Source organism: Terrisporobacter mayombei, assembly GCF_020748465.1.
Lineage (GTDB): Bacteria > Bacillota > Clostridia > Peptostreptococcales > Peptostreptococcaceae > Terrisporobacter > Terrisporobacter mayombei.
In genome coordinates, this window is the sequence record NZ_JAHZMP010000125.1 from 1 (window position 1) to 509 (window position 509).

A 509-nucleotide genomic window follows, 5' to 3' on the forward strand; every position below is an offset into this window, starting at 1 on the left:
TTCAAACAGCTGTTATCGAGTTTTCAGCGTAACCGCGACCTGGTTAGCGTCGGCGCGTATGCCAAAGGCAGCGATCCGATGCTCGACAAAGCCATCGCCCTGTGGCCGCAGCTGGAGGGCTATTTGCAACAAGGCATTTTTGAACGCGTGGACTGGGAAGCGTCTCTCCAGGGGCTGGAGCGTATTTTCCCGACAGTGTCATAACCCAGGAGATAACGGCAGATGGCAGAACATGGCGCGCTGGCGACCCTGAAAGATCTGGCAGAAAAAGAGGTAGAGGATGCCGCGCGCCTGCTGGGTGAAATGCGTCGCGGATGTCAGCAGGCGGAAGAACAGCTCAAAATGCTGATCGATTATCAGAATGAATATCGCAATAACCTCAACAGCGATATGAGTGCCGGGATGACCAGCAACCGCTGGATCAACTATCAGCAGTTTATCCAGACGTTGGAAAAAGCCATTACTCAGCATCGCCAGCAACTTAATCAGTGGACGCAGAAAGTTGACAT

At 52.8% G+C, this 509-nt stretch carries 1 protein-coding gene and 1 pseudogene; both read left to right on the forward strand.

Features of this window, described 5'->3' with window-relative positions; translation table 11 throughout:
* Positions 1–204 (forward strand): annotated as a pseudogene (locus K0039_RS24955) (hypothetical protein); the annotation flags it as partial.
* An 18-nt stretch (positions 205–222) separates the two neighbouring features.
* On the forward strand, positions 223–509 hold a 287-nt coding region (gene fliJ, locus K0039_RS24960; RefSeq protein WP_161277200.1), incomplete at its 3' end, for a flagellar export protein FliJ.